The following is a 19165-nucleotide window of genomic DNA, read 5'->3' on the forward strand; positions in this document are numbered from 1 at the left end:
ACCCATCCACCACCATACCCTCTTCTGGGCCGTGCCTTTTGTGGGGGGGGGGGGGGGGGGGGGGCCGCCGCCCCCCCCCCCGCCAAGGGTTTTCGGACCGGATGGATGCCGGCCCATCCAACTTTCTATGTAAAGCGCAAGGTGGCGGACGTGGTCGGTGCATTCGATCTCAGCCTCAAAGTGGCATCGGATTATGACTGGATGTTGAGAGCTGTTGAGCTTCACGGATTCCAGACCGCTGCGACCGGCCACGTGCTGGTGGACATGATGGTTGGCGGAGCCAGCACGCGAAGTCTTGCCTCGCACATAGGCCACAATCTGGAAGCGCTGCGGGCACGCCGCCGCTGGCTGGGATCGGGTCCGGTTGACTATGCACTTGTCGCAAAGCCTGCGCGCAAGCTGAAGCAGCTGGTATCGATAAGGAGAGGAAATTGACGAATTGAACTACCGTCGACATATATCGCACGAGTATTTCTAGTTAGATGCTAGCAACTTATCTTGCAATTTTTATATTTACTCTGTGCAACGCGGTCCCCTTCGTCGTTGAGCGCAGCAAGCAGATATTCCAGCCGATTAAATTGTACGCGTGTGTTCAGGTACTTATTATGGTTCCTGCTATGATAATAGTTTCAAAATATCCTGAATACATTCAGCCAAGCGTATTCTCTGTCGTAGCTTCAGATTTTCAAGCAAGCTTAACTTGGACCATATTTTGCTACGCTCTGATGAATTTGACAATATACACGGCTTATTATTCAAGCGTGGGAGGCTTCAATTCACTGGAAAGCCTTAGGCGTTCGAGGGTGCATCTTACCGAGTTCGAGAGCATCGGTTCGGTCATATTTTTTCTAGCAGTCGGCACCTTGGCTTTCTATGCCAAGATCAAGGCTTCGGGCGGACTCGAGTTCCTTATGAGCAACGTCTCCCGGCGCGTAGAATTGCAATCAGGTTTGGGTCCACTGAACTTCATAATCTCAAGTTCCTTTTTGTTGGCTAACGTTGCTGCCACTCGGAGAGTTGCCACCAAGGGGGACGTGATCAGTGGTCTCCTCCTTTTTTCCGCCTTTATAACGGGAGCTGCAACGTCAAGCATTTTTGGAGGAAGAAAGGACACTCTCCAGCTGCTGCTAACGATAATCATGGTTGCGTCTCTGTCGAATCCGAAATTTATGCGATATAGCATAAAGAATATCCTAGTACTGTCGGTCTTATATGCGTCGGTTATATTGTATTACTTTGCAGTGCTTATCTATAGAAATGCCAACTCCCTGGATGGTCTGACCGAAAATTTTCAAAATTTGGTATCTATGACACTAGATTCGTATAGTTCATTAATAATTTCGCTAAGCTACATAGATACTTACCTATTTGCGACAAATTTTTTTAAATGGGAAAATTTTTATTTTGGGAGAACTTTTATCGACCTTACGACTGCGTTTTTGCCGAGTTCGCTATATGAATTTAAGCCACCTGTTGACGACGGACTATACATAAGAGCAGCCACTTTGGGATATCTGCTGGAGCCGGGTACACCAGCCGCCGACATCGTTCACAATTCGTGGCCAGGGGAGACACTTGGTACCGGATACATGAACGCCGGACTGGCAGGCGTACTGATCTCAGGCTGGTTCGTCGGGTATCTGTTAGCCAAGGGCTATGCCTACTCCATGAAGAACCCGGACTCGATAATCGGAATTGTGGTTGTATGTAATTTGTTCCTCAACTTTGAGATGTCAAATCTTCGCATTGTGAACCTGATCTCTTCAGTCATTGGAGCAATTCTCGTATTGCTCCTGTACAAAGCCGCCAGGCGAGTGTTGCCCTTTATTTAGCCGTGGCGGTCGCCACCGTGGCGCGCAGCGCTCGCTGTTGTCGCCGAACGGAACGAGTCTTGAAGAAAACAATCGTCAATCTAATGGGGCAGGCAGTTTGGGCAGCATCCCAAGCCATTTGCATTCTCGTGCTCTCTCACCACAACATGGCCTCGACGATTGGGGTATACACGCTGGGGCTTTCGATATTTGCGCCGTCGTGCCTGCTTTTCGGCCTTAATCTGCGAGTCGTTATGTCGTTCGACAGCGTCGACGGTTCGGTTGTGAACGACGCACTGATATTGCGAGTCGCTGGTGTGCTTTTTTCGTATACGGTGACGGCCTTGGTTATTTTCTCTTTGAAAGATCCGGGATCATCTGAAAAATGGATTGCGCTCGCTTTGATAGCAGGACGGGTTGGGGACCAGGTAAGCGACCTCATAATAGGGATATACCAACGCGATAATAACCAGGAGCGCATCGCAATCTCCTTTGCCGGCAGGGGCGTCGCAGGTATGGTGCCCTTTCTCGGGGTCACTTATCTCAGAGGAAGTTTCATCGAAGCCGCAGTTCTCTCTTCGGCATGTGTGATTGCAACTTCGGTTCTGTTGGACGTCTACATGTCGATGCAACCTGGTCCCGCAAGGCATGTGATTGGGCGAACAAGCTTTAAGAGAATACGCCGTCTTGTCATGGATAACCTTTGGGTAGGGATGTTTCCGGCGTTGGACAGCGTGCATACGAACTGTTTCCGGTTCGGCATTTTTCTCACAAGTTCCGCACAGATAATGGGCTATGTCGGCGCGGCCCAGACGTTGTTCGTCCCATTCCAAATGCTGGCGACTGCGGTCGGCTTCATATTTTTGCCAGAGGCGATAAGGGTTCACCGAAGCGGGAATAAAGCTGCGTACACTATAAACATACTCAAAGGTATATCCGTCGGGCTGGCTATAGGCTTGGCGTTTTTCATGGCCTCTGTATTGATAAGCGATCGAGCGCTCACTCTGGTGTTTGGGAACGCCAGCGTCGAGATGCGAACAGGACTATATTTGACGGCTGTTGCAATGATCCTCGTTCACTCATCGGGTTTTATTGGATTGTCGGTCGTCGCTCGCGGCGCGACAAGGGCTTATACCACTGCTCCGATAGTAGGCATTCTGGTATTCGTCGTGCTTCTTGCACCAGAATACCTCTTTGACGTTGGATCCCCTAACATCGGTATGGCTGTGGCGATCAGTTTCGCGGGAAGTGTTTTCGCCAGGCTGTTATTCTCCCTCGCGTATCTTTTTGTAAAAATGAAATGAAGAGAAAACCTGTGCGTGAGATCCCGTTTATATTTCTGGCCCCCCGGTTGGCTGCGTACCTTTGGAGAAGAATACTTGATTCAGTTTGGACGATGACCTACAGAAGTGCGCTAAGGCAATGTGGCAGGGGAACGACGATAGCACGCTTCGCGCGCATTGATCGGCCGGGGTCTGTCACACTCGGCTCGCGGTGCACAATCTCACGCGGCGTGGGCGCGTCCAGCGAGTCGCTTGGCAGTCAGCTGGTCGTTGGCGACGATGTAGTAATAAACGCTGCGGTGAAAATCGACTACACGGGGGGAATGTCAATCGAAGACGACGTTTTCATTTCTGAAGGAGTCGTTTTGTATACTCATAATCACGGGCTTGACCCGAGATCAGATCCTATTGCGATGAACAAGAGCATTGGAAGGGGGGCTTGGGTAGGGGCTCGGGTAATCGTTCTAGCGGGTTGCCAGAAGGTAGGCGCCCATTCAGTCATTGGCGCTGGAGCCGTCGTTACAAGGGACGTTCCCGAGCGCGCGATTATGGCTGGCGTGCCTGCGCGGATTGTTGGGACGGTCCCGAAGTCCAGGTAGCCCGTGAGAGGCAAAGCTAAAATTTCAACCAATTAAGGAGCGTAAATGCCAGGCAATGACACGTCAACCAGTAGTCTGCCGTTAGTAGAACGACTGTATAGGCGGCTATACCGAGATCAATCGTCGAATGGAACTACTGCGTTCTACAACTGGATCCGTGCGGAGCTAAATCCGAATTGCAAGGTATTAAACATAGGTGCAGGTCCGTCGACGCGGGACAATCGAAGGGTATTGAGGGGTGAGGTCAAGGAGATCGTGGGGGTTGATATTGATCCAGCCGTCTTGCTTAACGATGAGCTGGACAGGGCAGGGACAATAGTAAATGGTCAAATTCCCGAGGAAGACGACTATTTTGACTTGGTTTTTGCGGACTTCGTTTTAGAGCACGTGGAGAACCCCGCAATGTTTCTGAAAGAGGTGCACCGAGTGCTGAAGCCTGGATCCTCGTTTTTCTTTCGCACTCCGAATTTATTTCACTATGTAACGTTGATCTCCGCGGTAACCCCTCACTGGGTCCACTTGCGTGTTGCCAACGCGGCGCGTGGAATGAATACGGATGCGCATGAACCCTGGCCTACTTTTTACAGAATGAACCGGCGCAAATCTCTTGAAAAGGCAACATTGGCTGCAGGTTTCTCCGAGATTGAACTCCGAATGATCGAGCCAGAGCCGTCTTACATGAGGCGGTCTCTTCCGCTTTTTTTGTTTGGCTCGGCATATGAGCGCATCGTCAATAGTACTGCTGCGCTTGAACCGCTCCGCGTGAACATACTGGGTAAGGTAAAAAAATAACTCCGGTATGTAGAGCGGGAATGGTGAATTGAATCTACGCGCAGCTAATGAAGCATTGAGCTTCAGGATTCTCCAAATTGTGGCTTCTGTTGAATCTGAAGCCGCGGGCCCAAGTTATTCGGTCACACGGCTTGCGTCGACTTTGGCTGCTAGAGGGCTGCAATCGGGACTGTTTAGCGTTGGAAACCCATCCATGGCTTTGCGGGATGGCGTTGAGTGTCGTGTGTTCAAACACGATTTTGGTTCCGTTCCTGTCTTTTCCAACCTGTATGCGTCCAGAGACCTGCGGGCTGCTATTGATAGGTTCGCAGCTGCCGGCGGGGTATTGCACGCGCACGGTCTATGGCTGATGCCGAACGTGTATCCGAGTTGGAGTGCCGGTCGGCACAGCCGGCCGTTACTTCTTTCTCCCCGGGGCATGTTTGGCTCTCCGGCTCTCGAATTTTCTCGTCGCAAGAAGATGATTTTCTGGCGCATCGCACAGCGCTCAGCGGTCGAAGTGGTGAGTTGCTTTCACGCGACTAGCGTCCAAGAGTACGATGATATTCGAAGGCTCGGATTCAAGGCGCCAGTTGCAGTAGTGCCCAACGGAATTGACGTGCCGGCTCTGAACCAGAGCATCACTGCAGATCCGCCAAAACCTCAGGAGCAAATGGACACGGTCCTTTATCTTGGCAGAATTCACGCCAAGAAGGGAATTGACCGCCTTTTGGCTGCTTGGGCCCAAGTCGAGCGTCAGAACCCGCATTGGCGGCTTAGGGTAGTTGGGCCGCTAGAAGGCAGCTATCCAGCCGAACTGAAGGCGATGTCAGCAAGGCTGGGTTTGGAACGAGCATCATTTGACGACGCTCTTTACGGCGAGAAGAAAGCCATGGCTTATCAGTCGGCGAGTCTCTTCGTGTTGCCGACGCTCGATGAGAACTTTGGGATGGTGGTCGCTGAAGCCCTGGCGCACGGGGTGCCGGTTATTTCAACCAAAGGGGCTCCTTGGGCAGGATTGGACATTGAGGGCTGCGGGTGGTGGGTCGACCACGGCATAGAGCCATTGGTCCGAGCACTCAATGATGCAATGTCGATGCCTAGGAAGGTTCGATTAGCGATGGGCGCGCGGGGGCGCTCTTGGATGGAAAGGGATTATTCATGGGATGGTGTTGGCGCTGAGATGGAGAATGTTTACCGGTGGTGCGATGGGCGAGCTGACCGACCGAAGAGCGTGATAGTGGACTAAGTTCGATGCCAGATAAACGGTCGTTCAAATTAGCAGCGGTGCCGGCGCCGAGCGGAAGTGACAAGCTGAGACGTGCGCTTTGGCGATTAGTTGAGAAAACGGCTTACGGATGGTCTCCAACACCGTTTCATCGATGGAGGTGCTTTTTACTGCGGAGCTTTGGCGCGAAAATTGAAGTTGGCGCTCATCCCTATCCGTCCGCGCGCGTTTGGGCACCGTGGAACCTGCGCATGGGAAGAACCAGTAGTCTGGGTCCAGAAGCGACTTGCTACTCGGTGGCAGAAATTGCCATCGGCGATTACGTCACCATCAGTCAGGGGGCATATTTGTGTTCTGCGACCCATGACTATCGCGATCCCAATTTTCCTCTCGTCGTTGGCAATATCTCAATAGAAGAAGGAGCATGGGTCGCGGCCGGCGCATTTGTCGGGCCGGGAGTGAAAATTGGGAAAGGTGCAATTGTAGGCGCACGTGCTGTTGTTGTTAAGGATTTGGAGCCTGGAGTGGTGGTGGCTGGCAATCCGGCTCGACAGGTCGGGTCACGGTGATCATGAGAGCCCCAGCTGAAGCCGAACCCTTGACTGTTCACAGGGGGGAAATAAATAAGTCTCCTGACATTCATGCGCTCATTCTCACGAAGGATGAAGAGATTCACATTGGGCGGTGCATCGAGAGTCTTCTTGGTCGAGTGTCAAGTATAACAGTCATTGATAGCGGATCCAGCGACAACACTCGCGAGATAGCGGCCTCGTTGGGCGCGGTGGTAGTCGAGAATCAATGGGTGAATTACGCGACACAAATGAATTTTGGCATCGATTTGTTGTCCGATAAGGGGGGGTGGCTGCTTCGCATCGATGCTGACGAAGTTCTTGACGCAAAACAGCTTAATAGTCTGCCTGATACTGTCTTAAAAGCGGCCGCTGACTGTGATGGAATACTTATCAAGCGGCGCATCTATTTTCTAGGGCGTAGGATTCGGTTTGGCGGCATCGAGCCAAGTTGGCAGCTTCGCCTTTGGCGTAATGGACGCGGAAAATGCGAACAGCGCTGGATGGATGAGCACATAATTGTTGAACGTCGTGTCCAGAAATCCAGCTTAAGTCTCTCAGATCGTAATTTGAAATCGCTGACTTGGTGGATGTCGAAGCACAATTCCTATGCTTCGCGTGAGGCTGCAGATATTCTTATTAAAAATATTGCAGAATTTGAGCAAAACGCAGGAAAAGGCAGTAAACTAAGTGGACAAGCGGCGGTTAAGCGTTTTATGAAGGAGAAAATATACCTAAAAATGCCAACCGCACTGAGAGCGTCTGCCTATTTCCTATATAGGTACGCGATCTTGCTTGGATTTTTAGACGGAAAACCGGGCTTATATTTTCACCTTTTGCAGGGTTTTCTTTACAGAACTCTGGTTGACGCTAAGGTGGACGAAATTATCGACCTTGCCAAAAAGACAAATATGTCACTTGAAGATGCTATCAAGGATAGAACCGGAATCGATTTGCGTTCGGGTGTTTGAAGGCGAAGGGGCCTTATTATCAAGACGGAGCAGCACGACCATGCCTGATGAACGAAACATTGAATATGAATATGATACGGCAGAGAAAAATAGCTCTCACCGCATATTATTGCCGGCGGTTAAGCGCATCCTAGCTGAGGCGAACTCGAAGCGCATTTTTGATCTGGGCTGCGGCAATGGCAGCGTTGCGAGCGAACTGAGCGAAAAATATTCCGTTGTTGGCATCGATGCCTCTTCCTCCGCCGTCGCAATGGCTAATCGCGCGTACCCAAACCTCAAAATCGAGATTGGGTCGGCGTATGATGACCTGTCCGCTAAATATGGTACGTTCGACACCGTTCTCAGCCTCGAGGTCGTGGAACATCTTTACGATCCAAGAGCCTTTGCCCGAAACATATTCAATCTGCTCGCACCCGGCGGTATAGCGATCATCTCAACCCCTTATCATGGATACGTGAAAAATTTAGTGCTCGCGGTTACGGGAAAGATGGACAACCATTTCTGGGCTCTCTGGGACGGCGGCCATATTAAATTTTGGTCCATAAAGACACTGGGGATGCTACTTGAAGAAGTGGGATTGGATATTGTCCGTTTCGATCGAGTGGGCAGAGTTCCGCCATTGGCAAAGAGTATGATAGCGATCGCCCGCAAACCAAATATCTCCTAGCATTCAGCTCTTGAATCACATTCCGCTCGGAGGAGTTCACGTTGACGGCAAGAGCTTGGATCGTAATATTCATTGTCGCGCTTCTCTTCGCTTTGGTTTTTGGAATGATTTCTATTTCCGAAATTAATAAACGGATCGCCCGTGTCCCAAAAGAAGATGTACCGACTGCTCCGTTTACTGGAAGACTGTCAATAGTTTCGATAAGAGACATCAGAGTGGGCGGTTACAATGTGGTTTTGTGTGGCGTTTCGTCTGAGCCTCGCTTGGGGCCGGTGGGCTTGATAACCGAGGCTGCTCGAAAAAGTTACGAGCAGAGCGTCGTGACCTGCCGTCCTGTCGGGAGCGGCACGCCGTGCGACGGTAAAGTCGGTCTCAAGTTTGGCAGAGCCTTGGTCGTTCAGTGCTTTACGTCTTCAGGCGCCGATCTTGCAAAGGAGTTTTCGGAGAAAGGGCTCCTGTGCCAGTTGCCTTCGCAGTCGTGGGCTGGCTATGTGGCTTGCCCAAGCCAATGATGCAAGCCCTGCAGGGGCGCGCTCACATCTAGATTGGTCGTGGCTGACCATCAAAGATAGCTGTCCAATTGATCAAAGTCTCTCGCAAGCCGGTGACAGTAATCTCGATGGCATTCAGGTGTTGCGAAACCGACACTTGGGGGGGAGCCTCAAGTGCAAAAGGATCATAGTCAGTTCCAATCATCTGGAGACTGACCAGAGTGCAGACAAAGCTGTCATTTAGGCACACTGCCCTGCGCACCCCGGAGAAGACAATCTTGCGGGCGCTGTCCACGCCTTCAATCACAATGTTGATCGTGGTTAGGGTATCGGGAGGTAGTTGTACAACCGTATGAAGCCCTCGTGCTTCACCCTCGATTGTCAGCGGCTTGCTCGAACTGGTCGTGGTCTGGGTACAAGTGCGGGGATTGCCATATGCAAGATTGGTTGAGAAATTCGGGATTGGCTGGAAATTGGTCCCGTGGGTGCAATTCTTCATCACCACGACAGAGCTTGCGCTCGTGCTCGGTCGCCTGATCCAGTCTGTTAGTACAAACGTGTTCTCCGCGAAGTGAACGTTCTCTAAAAAGAGAATCCCGGGAGAACCGCCGTCCTGGTTGCGGACAATGAACGTTGGATTGGCGGCGCCGTTAGTGGTCAGATGTGCATTGCGGACCGTGAGAATTCCCCCGGTCTGTTCAAACATCGTGACGTTTTGATTTGGCTGTGCTTCGGTGAGGCCGTCAAAAACAACGCTCCCCGATCCGGTCATTTTGAGAAGTCGCTTGGTGCCTTGTTCGATTCGGACATTGCGGAAGCTGTTGACATAGAGATTGTTACCGATCGCAGCCAGTTCAAAGCACCAGTTGATAATTCCACAGCCCGCGAGATTGCCGTTTCTCACATCGAGATTCCCTCCGCGTTCAAAAAGGGCGACCCGATCAATAAAGTTGCAAGAGACGTGGTCCAGAACGTAGTTGAGACCCTGATCATTCATGACATGAATGAAGGTGTCGAGATTCTGAACGACGCACTTTAGAAAATGCATACCGGCGCAAGTGGCATCGCTCCGATTATTGGCAAACTTAATTGCGGTGTCGAAGTGCTGAAACGAGCATTCGACATAGAGACTTTCGCCAGACCCGAACGCCTTGGTCGTCTGGAGCCAGTGATGACATATCCCGGCGCGACTAGCAGCCCTCAGTGACGGCTTGCCAACGAAAGAAAGTTGTTCGAACAGCAGCCCGAGTTGCCCATCCAATTCCATCAGCGTACCACCGCTGGTGCCGTTCCATACTATGGTCGATTTGGAACTCGCCGCTCTGGGTGAAAAAGCATTCGATGTTTCCATTCCCTGCCCACGCAGTGCCCCGCCGCCGTAGGGTGCCGACTTAGGATATGCGATCGTTTTGTCGACGAGAACGGTGCCAGCTGGAATAAACCCGTTCGGACCGATCGCGATGACTGAAGCTAACTCGCCCCCCACCATGTTCGGAGTGATGGTCTCCTCCGCTAATTCCCACCAGGCGCCATCGGCGCTTTGAAATTTGCCGTGATGTCTTGGTTCAGTATCCGCCTTTCTATAGAGCGCGCCGCCGCCATCGCCGGATCGCGCGTACCCTGCCAGCCGCAGAAACTGTTTTGCGAATGGGATACTGGTGGCTTCCGCCACGGTCTTGCTGGCAAAATCTGCAACACCGCTGGCAGAGATTGCAGAATCGGCTACATCCATCACTTGTTGAAGCATTAGGTTTATATTCTCGGGGGTTGCGATCCGGGCAGGCTCCCGATCGCCAGACAGCTGGGCCGCGGCTGAAGCGTCCGATACCGCAGCGCTCCAACTTACACTCCACGGGGCTAACGCCACCCACCTTGCAAATAGACGGCGGGAGATATTTTGCATGACCTCTTTCTCTCCAACAAGGTTCGGGTCGCGGATTATGCCGCATCAATGGGCGATAAAATGACTGACATCAAATCTTGTCGTCTTGCGGCGCTCTCCGCGGTTTATAAGGACCATACCGGCGTCTCCTGCGTCCGTAGGCACATTATCGGGCATGATTTTGCAAGTCTTAGGGGTCGCGTCGCCTGTCGTTTCAGGACAGTCTCGGCGGGGCGACCATGCTAACTTGATCTCTGATCCGTCCGGCGCCCTGGAGGGCCCTCGTTGCGACCAGGTCACCGGCACCGGCCTTTGCAAACGGGGGGCTAATCGCACTCCCCGCCGGGGTAACCGCTTTTGCCGATCTCGTCGCCAAGCACGCTGTTTTGAAGTCGCTCAATGGTCGGCGACCGATTTGCATACCTGGTCATTTCCTGGATTTTCCACACAGCGCGTGGTGGCGCAGAGATCTCAGTTTTCGGCCTGCAGATGTCCGGTAGTCGCACGACAATGGTGTCGAGCGAGGGTGCGCCTGCCGCCCGCGAAACGTTCTATTCGGCTTCGCGCGGCAAGACCGCCGTTGTGCGCTCGACCGTCGATCTCGATCGACGCAGTTATGGCGCACCAAAACCGTGCGACAGCGCTGGATCTGCTCGAGCGCTTCTTTTCCTCCACAACCAGTTTTGGCTCCTCAAGAATCATAAACTGGTCGTCGAAGCTTCAAGGCATATTAGAGCTCCCTGGAGCTTGAACCTTGAACCTGTCGCGGGCAGGCTCCAGGCATGCTCTTCTTGGCTTCTTGGCGCAACGCAGTCGAATCGGACGACGCCCGCACCATATTCGGGACAGTGTCGCCGAACGGCAAGGCCGCCAGCAGATCCGCGCCTGCCCCGGACGAAGGCCGGTGGACGACATCAGAACGTGGTCGACTGCAGATCCGTGCGGGGGCGCTGGTAGCGCAGCCACATCGGCTCGCCGGCAACCAGCTCTACTGCGGTAGGCTGCAAAGATGATACATTTCGATACTCTAATAGTGTGTTCAATCAACCACACCGAAACCAAAAATTATCTCGCATCTGCGAAACGGGTTGGAATTGGCGCAAAAAGCTGTTACGCGCATTTCAGTATCTTAATGGCTGGGTGGGCCTCAGGTAACGTGGGACAGAAGGATTGATGCGGATGAACCTAGTTGTGAAAAGTGCGTTGGCCGGATTTGTTGTGTTGGCCGCCTTCGCCCCGATATCGTCTTTCGCGCAGGATGGGTCGTGCACCTGCGCAACTGCCTATACGGGCGTAAATCCGATTGGATCGATCGGGGGCGTCAATGGCAACGTCATGGTCTCCCAGGTGGCTGGCTATGGCCCGGCACAAGCGGGCGGCGCGCTCGATTTCGGCAGCCGCGTCGTGGTCGGTGCCAACGGATCGGCTTCGGTTAATGTTGGCAGCTGCAATTTGAGCGTGCCGGCCAATTCGACTCTTGATATCTCCCGCGTCGAGAACAAGATTTGCCTCAATGTTCTCGGTTCTGAGCATACCGCCCAAACGGGCAATTCGACGGGTGCTTCCAACAACAATACGCCGCTCTTCATCTTTGGCGGCATGGCGCTTGGGGCTGGTGTTCTGGCTGCGACAGCGGACAAAGATCACGGCGTTAGCGACTAAGCTGGTCGTAGTTAGCTCCGGCAGCGGATGCGCGCGGCGCCTCTGCTGTGTGGCTGTTGTTGGGATGTAAGGCTGCCTTGACCTGCAGGTCGGCGCTTTGGTCAAGTCGCTCGAGCCCAAAGGGCGTGTGCGAGTGGCTGAGGCTGGCGGATATGTCGGGATTAGGGCAAGAGCGCCTGTCAATCCCGGCGCTCGTATTATGACTGGATCGCGATCTTCGGCTTTGCTCCTTGTGGGTGCGAATTGCAGGCTCTACATTCCGGCGATGTCAAAGTCGATCCCGGGGAAGGCAGTATGCACATAGCGCTGGATGCATTGGGCGTCGGGTTTTGCCTTGCGCCACCTCTGTTGGGCGGCGCTGTTATCGGCGGCGCGGCGCTGGTCATCGGTCTGCATGATGACAACTCTGTCAGCTAGTAGCTGGAGCCCGGCAGTCATTGTATTGTATGAGCTTGACAAATGCGTTGCTCGCTGTCTCGCGGGTGACGCATTTATACTTTTTGGGGATGACGTCGCCACGTTGCTTCGCTGCAGTCACAAACGCCCATGATCGATCTACATTCCCATATCTTACCCGGCCTCGACGACGGCTCGCCCAGTCTTGCCGAATCGCTGGAAATGGCTCGGCTGGCGGTGGCCGACGGAACGACCCACATGGCTTGCACGCCACACATCACACCGGGCGTTTACGAGAACGGAACATCTAACATTGTCCGAGCGGTTCAAGAGTTGCACCGGGCGCTGCGTAGCGCCGCCATACCACTTGCTCTCTACGTCGGTGCAGACGTTCACGTAGCGCCGGATCTTCCGGACCAGTTGGCGGCGGGCAGCGTGCCGACCTTAAACAGATCCCGCTATTTTCTGTTCGAACCGCCGCATCATGTCTTACCTCCACGAATGGAAGATCTTGCTCTACGCCTCATAAACGCCGGTTTCATTCCGATTCTTACCCATCCAGAGCGTTTGACCTGGATCAAAACGAATTACGACGTTATCGAGAGGCTGAATGCAGCGGGTTGCCTTATCCAGCTTACCGCAGACTCGATTGTTGGTGCTTTTGGACGCACGGCGCTCTATTATTCTGAAAAGCTGATTGACGAGGGCAGGGTGGATATCATCGCATCGGACACTCACAGCGCAACGCGCCGGCGCCCTGGGCTTTCACAGGCGGTTGCTGCTGCTGCCAAGCGATGTGGGGAAGACGAGGCCCGCAACATGGTGTTGAAACGTCCAGGCGAAATATTGGCGAACCGGCTCATCGAGCCGGTCGGAAAAGCACGTCCGAGAAAACAAAGCGCCGGCAACGCTGGCCGTTTCGGAGGATTGAGCCGCCTATTCAAGGGCGGGACAGCGTGATGGGCATTTTTCATTTGGCAAAGAGCCACATAGTCACGGCACTCGTCTTGCTAACCTCGTTTGCAATGTCGGCATGCACGAGCACCTCGTCGACGACACCTACTTCCTCGAGTGCGGTCGATGCGCTGCAACTGACGTCGTCATCGACGCCACTTTCGGCCGGCGGTGCGCTGAAGGTAGTGAAGGACCTGCCTCCGCCGCAAAACACCCAGAATGGCAGCGAGCAGCCTTTGTCTCCGAACGATGTGCTCGAAGTGAATGTATTCCAGGTCGACAATTTGAGCCGAACAGTTCAAGTCGACTCCAGCGGCCAGATATCGCTTCCGCTTATCGGAACCATTACCGCGGCAGGAAAAACAGTTCGTCAGCTGGAGCAAGAGATCGAGACGGCCTATGGCGCCAACTACCTGCAGTCGCCCGATGTGACGATCTTCGTCAAGGAGTCAATTGGGCAGCGCATAACCGTTGATGGCGAAGTCAACAGGGCCGGTATCTTTCCGGTAACGAGTAATTCCTCGCTTCTGGACGCGATCGCCCTGGCAGGAAACTTCAGCCCGGTTGGAGACGCAAGCAAGGTCTTCGTCTATCGCAATATCGGCCAGAATACCTTGGTCGCAAATTACAATGTGGAGGCAATTCGTGCCGGCAAGGCCCGTAACCCACGGATCTACGGTGGTGACAAGGTCGTCGTCTTTGCCTCAAAGTCAAAAATAGCGGTGAACAATCTCAAGGACGCACTCGGCATAGCATCCAATGCCGCCCGAATTGCCGTGGTCCCGGGATTATAGATCGCAGCCGGTCAGAATGTAATCGAATCTAGGAACACCTAGCACCATGCTCGATCGCAACAGGCAGCACCAAATTGCAGGGCCAGGACATGGGCAGGCTCTGTCCGCTGAGCTCTATTATGACGGTGGGCAAAACTACAGCCCTTACGGGCGGGAATATTCAGAGCAGGAACAGAGCTTCAATCCGCTCAAGCTGCTCTTCTACGTAGTCCAGTACAGATGGCTGTTCGTCATGATGGTGGCTGCCGGGCTTGTCGCGGGCCTCATTGTTACGATGATGCAGACCCCAAAATACCAGGCAACAACACAATTGGAAGTGCTGGTCCCGTCCGCCAAGGTCTTCCAGGACATTGAGGTCGTTTCTGAAAATGCGGATGTACGCGCCTTTCTCACCGCACGTGAAAAGCTCAAAAGCCGCGCATTGGCGCAGCGCGTCGTGTTCCAATTGGGTCTGAGTGAAAAACCGGACTTCCTTTTCCCTACGCCGAACTTCTCGCTCTCCAATATCTTCTATCGTGCCTTTGGAATCTCCAAGTCGCCTTCCATTGAACAGAAGACGCCGGAAGAACGTGAGGAAATTGCGATAAAGCGCATTCTAGACGACCTCACGGTCAATCTGGTCACCAACACGAGCCTGCTATCGATCACCTTTGTTGATCAGAATCCGAAATATGCAAGTGATGTAGCCAATCAGGTTGCACAAAGCTTTATTGATCAGCGCCTCGACCAAACCAGCGAGACCTCTGACTTGGCAAGGCAATTCATCCAGGAACAGGTTTTGCAGGTAAAGCAAAAGCTTCAGAAATCCGAAGAGGAGCTGGTCGCATATGCGAAGGATGCCGGCATCACGATAACCGGCGATGATAAGTCGCTGATAGGTTCGAACATCGAGGCGCTGAACACCGCACTTGCGACAGCGATCCAGGATCGCCTCGATGCCGGACGTGTCGTGGACCAGATAGACAAAGGCCGCGGATCGAGCTTGGCCCCCGTCCTGGAAAGCGAAGGCCTGCAGAATCTCAGTGAGAAGCTGGCGGATTTGACTAGCCAGTACCAGCAGAAGCTGGGCATTCTCAAGCCCGGTTTTCCTGAAATGCAGCAGCTTCAGTCACAGATCAAGGAGTTGCAACGGCTCTATAACAACGGCGTGCTTGCCATTACCGATTCACTTCGGCTGAAATATCAGGAGGCGCAGAACAAGGAGGCCGACCTCAAGAGCAAACTTGCTGAAATGGAAAAGCAGCAGGTCGTGTTCAACGATAAGAATATAAAATATACGATCTTGAAGCGCGAGGTCGATTCGAACCGGTCTCAATATGATAGTCTTATTGCCAAGCTAAACGAAGTCGGTGTTAGCTCGGAATTAAAGACACAGAGCGCAGCCATTGTCGATTTTGCGGCGCTTCCTAATCGACCTTACTCTCCACGTCTCAGCATAAACCTTGCTATCGCACTGTTTCTTTTCCTTGCCTTGGCTGCAATGGTTATTTACATTATGGAGTTGTTGAACAACACCTTCACCAATCCTGAGCAGATCGAAAAAGAACTCGGGCTGCCGATGCTCGGCATCTTGCCTCTCGTCGACGACCGCGAACTCATAGCCAGCATCATCGACCAGAAATCCGGGCTCTCGGAGGCCTACCGCTCGCTTCGAACGTCGCTGCAATTCTCCGGCGCCGAAGGAGCACCGCGTTCACTGCTGGTCACAAGTTCTGAGCCCTCGGAGGGCAAGTCGACCACCTCGTTCAAGCTCGGGCAGGACTTTGCAGCACTTGGTGCAAGAGTCCTCATCGTTGACGGGGACCTTCGGAAACCGAACCTTCATCGCCTGTTTGGTCTCGACAATACGATTGGGCTAAGCAATCTGCTGACAAACACTGTTCGCAAGGAGGATCTGGCGAGCATCTTCAGGACGACGAAATATCCCAACGTCACAGTTTTGACTTCTGGAACGATTCCTCCAAATCCCGCTGATCTACTCTCGTCTCCGAAGATGGCTCTGATCATAACCAATCTCGGCAAGCGCTTCGATCTTGTGATAATTGATGCGCCGCCGATTGTTGGCCTCTCGGACGCGCCCATCCTCAGCCGGCTTGCCGAGGGTACATTGATGGTCATCTCTACCAATCAGGTGACACGCAAGTCAGCGAAGGCGGCGTTGAAGCGCATGCGAGCCGCTGGCGCCAACGTTGTTGGAGCCGCGATGTCAAAATTCGCGGTGAACAAGTTCGACTACAATTACGCATATAAGTATATGAATTATCAATATTACGACTATGGCGCGAATGCAGCGAAGATCGAGGGCAAAGTGGATGATGGAGCAGACCAGCCCGCGTATGCAAAATCTCCGGCGTTCATGCGTTTGGTTCGTCGCATCCGTTCTAGTGTTGGCGGCTTCGTCGATCGGGCTAAGTCGGTTACTTGAAACGGAAACGTCAGCGGTTTCTCTTGCGCTGGATCCTCTGAACGCCGATGCTCTGATAAGCGTAATTACCGGTGATCTGAACGATCCCAATAACGCTCCGGACCTCGAGGCCTTGCTTAGCAAGGCCAGGGATGCGTTAAGTTTCAATCTCGCCGACGCACGCCTCTATAGCTTAGTCGGTGAGATCAAATACCGACAAGGCGAGACAGACGAGGCCTACGAGTTGTTCGACCAAGCTCGTAAGTTGTCCAAAACGGAAATCCATGCGCTCCAGAGGTCTATTGGCCGCGCGACCGAGACTGGTGATTTGTCAAAGGCCGTTGGCGACATCGACATATTGCTGCGTCGGTGGCCGAACCAATTTCCGGCGATCGCCGATGGGCTACAGGCGATTCTTTCGAATCCTGGCGGATATAACGCCATGCTGACAGCAATCACGGCGGAGGCGCCCTGGCGGCCTAGCCTCTTCGGGGCTCTCGCCAATGACCCCAAGGGCCTGGATTACGCAAACCGGCTGCTGCTCGATTTGAATGAATCAATCGCGCCGCCGAAACCGGTTGAACTAGCCGGTGTGATCAATGGTTACATCCGCCAGAGGGAATATGAACAAGCGTATCGGCTGTTTCTTTTCACCCTGTCTGAACAGGAACGTAAGTTAGGCGGATATATTTTCAACAGCACGTTCGAGCCGGTATCTAGAGATAGGCCGTTTGATTGGCAGGTTCGCGACCAGTCGGGCCTGGAGGTGACGTTTGCAACATCCCAAAATGCGGTGGAGGGCGAGGGCGGCGCGATAGTCCGGTTCTTGAATACGCCCGTAAAGAATTCGGCTCTTCAGCAATATATTGAGCTGCCTCCCGGATCCTATAAGCTTTCTCTGATTGCGTCTGCCAGAAACCTCAAGCTTCCGAAAGAACTGTTCTGGTCTGTTAGATGTCCAGCCGGTGAAATCGCGCGCTTGAATATTCCCGAGGGTACATTCAATCGGCAGGCCATGAGCGAGGAGTTTTCAATCGGTCCGGACGCATGTCGAATGCAATTGTTGAGGCTTGAGACTTCGGCCATTGCTGAGAGCTGGCGATTTCGCTATGTCGGTACGTTGGTTATGCACAAATTGAGCATCGAGAGAAATCCGTCTTGAGCGACCGGCCATCGGAATGGGATAAATATCTTCTTGGGTCGGTTCTGTTCACATCCCTGCTCATTGGCGGCGGTACCGCAAGCGGCCTTTATACCGATACTCTTATCCAGGTCGTGGCCATCATATCGGCGGCAGCGGTCTTTTCTCAGACCTCCGGCCAAAGGATCCCGCGTTCCGTTCTATGGCTCCTCATCTTTGCATTGGCGTTGATTGTTCTCCAGATTCTGCCATTCCCGGCAGCCATCTTTGATGGGATTCGTCCGGAACTTTTGCTCGGAGATTCCCGGCTGATTGGAGCCGCCCCGTTTCGCTTCGTCAGTGTGGGAGTCGGCCGGACCCTAGAGTGTCTGTTCTTCCTGCTAGCATCAGCGGCATTTTTTTTGAGCGTATTACGTTTGCGCTCGGAACAGGTCAGCGCCCTCCTACCTTTTTTCTTCATAGGTGTCATCTGCAATGGTCTGGCTGGGTCGATTCAATATTCGCTTTCCGACAATATCGCTATAGTGGGTCTATTGCCTTTCACCATTAACGCGGGGCTTTTTGCCAACGTGAATCACTTTTCGGCCTTGCTTTTTGTGTCTATTCCGTTTGTCGTCTATTATGGCCTGTTCCGCGGACATCTTTTGTCGGGATCGGTGGGCTTGATCGCGCTTCTGCTGCTACTTTTGGCCGCCGGTTCACGCGCCGGCGTTTCGATTGGGTTGGCGATAACCATATTATCCGTTGTCTTTCTTTCGGCCCGTTCCAGGGCGAGTGGACTTACCATCCTGCTGATTTTCATAGCGCTTACGGTCTACACGATAGGCGCATGGACGAAGATCGATGCGGACGTGATCGATCCAGCGTTCGGGCGCGGAGAATTCGCCCGAACGACGGTTGAGGGGATCAAGGAAAACTGGGCGACGGGCATCGGATTTGGGAATTTTCAAAACGCCTATCAAATATATGAAAGGGAGGGCATGATTTTCAGGCAATACGTCAATCATGCCCATAACGAATATCTTGAACTAGCTTTCGAAGGTGGAGTTCCGGCTATCCTGCTGATGGCAGGTTATTTCGTATTGCTTCTGGCTGCATTGGCCAGGGTTCGCCGCGACCCATTTCAGAAGGCGGCATTGCTCTCGGTATCGTTTCTTCTCATTCATTCACTGGTCGACTATCCGCTGCGAACCGAGGCGCTGGCGATGACCTTTGCCTATATGAACGCCATCATCTTTCACAATGGATTTGCAGAACGCTTGAGCCGCAAGAGTGAGATGATCGAGATCGACCACAATGGTGACAAGCTACTTGTTCCTATCGGAACTTCGCCCTAGAGTCCTTCACGTTTTGACGGAAGCGTATCCGGCGTTTGCGAAGTAGTTTTTGCATTCGCCGGGTTCGATCGTCGCAACGAGGTGGCCGATGTGGCGCCAAGTGTCCTCGACGGTACGCTTCTGAGCTTGTCGCATCCAATGCTTGATCTTGGCGAAGGCCTGCTCGATCGGGTTGAGGTCGGGGGAGTAGGGTGGCAGGTACCAA

Annotated in this window: 17 protein-coding genes; 14 read left to right on the plus strand and 3 right to left on the minus strand. The window is 53.1% G+C overall.

Annotated features, from left to right (window positions below):
- Positions 1-105: 105 nt before the first annotated feature.
- The 8 genes from NKH23_RS32830 to NKH23_RS32865 all read left to right on the plus strand — a co-directional run bounded on the left by NKH23_RS32830 (position 106) and on the right by NKH23_RS32865 (position 7899).
- On the plus strand, positions 106-435 hold the full coding sequence (locus tag NKH23_RS32830; protein ID WP_353036468.1) for a glycosyltransferase family protein: 330 nt from the start codon (positions 106-108) through the stop codon (positions 433-435).
- Between the two features lie 47 nt (positions 436-482).
- A complete protein-coding gene (locus NKH23_RS32835) occupies positions 483-1832 on the plus strand; it encodes a hypothetical protein (protein ID WP_353036470.1) in 1350 nt (449 codons plus the stop codon).
- A gap of 59 nt (positions 1833-1891) precedes the next feature.
- Positions 1892-3115: an MATE family efflux transporter gene (locus tag NKH23_RS32840; RefSeq protein ID WP_353036472.1), complete on the plus strand. Its 1224-nt coding sequence runs from the start codon at positions 1892-1894 to the stop codon at positions 3113-3115.
- 623 nt (positions 3116-3738) lie between these two features.
- Positions 3739-4485: a class I SAM-dependent methyltransferase gene (locus NKH23_RS32845; protein ID WP_353036474.1), complete on the plus strand. Its 747-nt coding sequence runs from the start codon at positions 3739-3741 to the stop codon at positions 4483-4485.
- Positions 4486-4564: 79 nt separating this feature from the next.
- Complete coding sequence (locus tag NKH23_RS32850) at positions 4565-5713, plus strand: glycosyltransferase (RefSeq protein WP_353036494.1); 1149 nt, start codon at positions 4565-4567, stop codon at positions 5711-5713.
- Between the two features lie 230 nt (positions 5714-5943).
- Complete coding sequence (locus NKH23_RS32855) at positions 5944-6261, plus strand: putative colanic acid biosynthesis acetyltransferase (protein ID WP_353036476.1); 318 nt, start codon at positions 5944-5946, stop codon at positions 6259-6261.
- A 2-nt stretch (positions 6262-6263) separates the two neighbouring features.
- Entirely contained in the window at positions 6264-7232 is a 969-nt protein-coding gene (locus NKH23_RS32860; protein WP_353036496.1) for a glycosyltransferase family 2 protein, read from the plus strand.
- A gap of 40 nt (positions 7233-7272) precedes the next feature.
- Positions 7273-7899, plus strand: coding sequence for a class I SAM-dependent methyltransferase (locus NKH23_RS32865; protein WP_353036478.1), 627 nt, complete (start codon positions 7273-7275; stop codon positions 7897-7899).
- Positions 7900-8439: 540 nt separating this feature from the next.
- Here NKH23_RS32865 and NKH23_RS32870 read toward each other — a convergent pair.
- The gene (locus NKH23_RS32870; protein ID WP_353036480.1) at positions 8440-10137 is read right to left on the minus strand and encodes a hypothetical protein; all 1698 of its coding nucleotides are present in this window, start codon (positions 10135-10137) and stop codon (positions 8440-8442) included.
- A 1314-nt stretch (positions 10138-11451) separates the two neighbouring features.
- Here NKH23_RS32870 and NKH23_RS32875 point away from each other — a divergent pair.
- Positions 11452-11934, plus strand: coding sequence for a hypothetical protein (locus NKH23_RS32875; RefSeq protein ID WP_353036482.1), 483 nt, complete (start codon positions 11452-11454; stop codon positions 11932-11934).
- A gap of 252 nt (positions 11935-12186) precedes the next feature.
- Here NKH23_RS32875 and NKH23_RS32880 read toward each other — a convergent pair whose 3' ends face one another.
- Entirely contained in the window at positions 12187-12330 is a 144-nt protein-coding gene (locus NKH23_RS32880; protein WP_353036484.1) for a hypothetical protein, read from the minus strand.
- Positions 12331-12480: 150 nt separating this feature from the next.
- Here NKH23_RS32880 and NKH23_RS32885 point away from each other — a divergent pair, with 150 nt between their 5' ends.
- Genes NKH23_RS32885 through NKH23_RS32905 form a run of 5 tightly spaced genes read left to right on the plus strand, consistent with a single transcriptional unit; the run spans position 12481 to position 18960 of the window.
- On the plus strand, positions 12481-13290 hold the full coding sequence (locus tag NKH23_RS32885; RefSeq protein ID WP_353036486.1) for a tyrosine-protein phosphatase: 810 nt from the start codon (positions 12481-12483) through the stop codon (positions 13288-13290).
- Positions 13290-14078 carry a polysaccharide biosynthesis/export family protein gene (locus tag NKH23_RS32890; protein WP_353036488.1) on the plus strand — a complete coding sequence of 263 codons (789 nt, stop codon included), beginning with the start codon at positions 13290-13292 and terminating at the stop codon, positions 14076-14078. The genes NKH23_RS32885 and NKH23_RS32890 overlap by 1 nt, the downstream gene beginning before the upstream one ends.
- A 46-nt stretch (positions 14079-14124) precedes the next feature.
- Complete coding sequence (locus NKH23_RS32895) at positions 14125-16503, plus strand: GumC family protein (RefSeq protein ID WP_353036490.1); 2379 nt, start codon at positions 14125-14127, stop codon at positions 16501-16503.
- Positions 16463-17644 (plus strand): hypothetical protein, encoded by a 1182-nt coding sequence (locus NKH23_RS32900; protein ID WP_353036498.1) that lies wholly within the window; start codon positions 16463-16465, stop codon positions 17642-17644. Before NKH23_RS32895 ends, NKH23_RS32900 begins: the two co-directional genes overlap by 41 nt.
- Positions 17641-18960, plus strand: coding sequence for an O-antigen ligase family protein (locus NKH23_RS32905; RefSeq protein ID WP_353036492.1), 1320 nt, complete (start codon positions 17641-17643; stop codon positions 18958-18960). The genes NKH23_RS32900 and NKH23_RS32905 overlap by 4 nt, the downstream gene beginning before the upstream one ends.
- A gap of 6 nt (positions 18961-18966) precedes the next feature.
- Here the strand turns inward: NKH23_RS32905 and NKH23_RS32910 are convergent.
- Positions 18967-19165, minus strand: a 199-nt coding sequence (locus NKH23_RS32910) for a transposase (protein WP_353017876.1), incomplete at its 5' end; no start/stop codon positions are given.

Origin of the sequence: Mesorhizobium sp. M1328 (assembly GCF_040318075.1) — a bacterium.
In the GTDB taxonomy this organism is placed as follows: Bacteria; Pseudomonadota; Alphaproteobacteria; order Rhizobiales; family Rhizobiaceae; genus Mesorhizobium.